Genomic DNA, 1,236 nt, shown 5'->3' with positions numbered 1-1,236 from the left:
TACGGACCCCCCGGCACCCGCCTCTACCACACCGGCGACCTCGCCCACCACGACCACCACGGCCACCTCCACTACGACGGCCGCGCCGACAACCAAGTCAAAATCCGCGGCTTCCGCATCGAACCCGCCGAGATCGAGACCGCGCTCCTCACCCACCCCCACATCACGCAGGCCACCGTCACCACCCACCACGACCAGCTCTCCGCCTACGTCGTGATCGACACCGACACGGTGACCACGGAGGACGTCCGCCGCCACCTCACCGACCGGCTGCCCGACCACATGGTCCCCGCCCACCTGACTCCGCTCGACCGGCTCCCGCTCACCCCCAACGGGAAGATCGACAAGCGCGCCCTGCCCGAGCCGGTCGCGGCGGTGAGCACGGCGCGTGCACCCCGGAACCCGCTCGAAGAGGTCACAGTCGCGCTCTTCAGCCGGGTCCTGGGCACGACGGGACCCGTGGGCGTGGACGACAGCTTCTTCGCCCACGGCGGTCACTCGCTGCTGGCGGCCCGCCTCACCAACCACATCGCCGACGTCCTGGGCCTGCGGCTCACCATCCGGGACGTGTTCCAGCACCCCACCCCGGCACGCCTCGCCCAGCACATCAGCACCCTCAAGGGCCGGCCCGCGCTCCCGCCCCTCACCGCAGGCGCCTGGACCGGCGGCGACAACGCTCCCGTCTCCTTCGCTCAGCGCCGGCTCTGGCTGCTGGCCGAGCTCGACGGCGCCGGCCCCGCCTACAACGTCCCGATCGCCGTTCGGCTGGCCGGCCCGCTGGACGCCGACGCCCTGGAAGCCGCGCTCAACGACGTGGTGGAACGTCACGCCCCCCTGCGGACCGTGTTCGCGACGGTCGACGGCGAGCCGCGGCAGCACGTCCTCCCGGCCACGGACGCCCGCGTGCTCATCGAACGCCGCGAGACGGCCCCCGGCGGCCTGGACGAGGCAATGGCCGATGCCGCCCGCCACATCTTCGACCTGCACAGCGAAATCCCCGTCAGGGCAACGCTGTTCGAGGTCGGCGACGACTCCTGGGTCTTCTTCCTCCTGGTGCACCACATCGCGACGGACGGCCGGTCCACAGCCGTGTTCTTCGACGACCTGTCACGGGCCTACGAGGCACGGAGCGCCGGCGCCCAAGGAAGCGGCAGGGTGCTGGAGCCGCTGACAGCGCAGTACGCGGACTACGCGGTCTGGCAGCAGAAGGTGCTGGGCTCACGCGACGACGCGGAC

1 protein-coding gene is annotated in these 1,236 nt (G+C 71.7%); it reads left to right on the top strand.

What is annotated here, in order from left to right; translation table 11 throughout:
• On the top strand, positions 1–1,236 hold a 1,236-nt coding region (locus B082_RS37300), incomplete at both ends, for a condensation domain-containing protein (RefSeq protein WP_037711509.1).

Origin of the sequence: Streptomyces sp. ATexAB-D23, assembly GCF_000373645.1 — a bacterium.
GTDB lineage: Bacteria > Actinomycetota > Actinomycetes > Streptomycetales > Streptomycetaceae > Streptomyces > Streptomyces castrisilvae.
The sequence above is the reverse complement of the archived record's forward strand: the minus strand, read 5'-3'. Positions and strand labels throughout refer to the sequence as shown.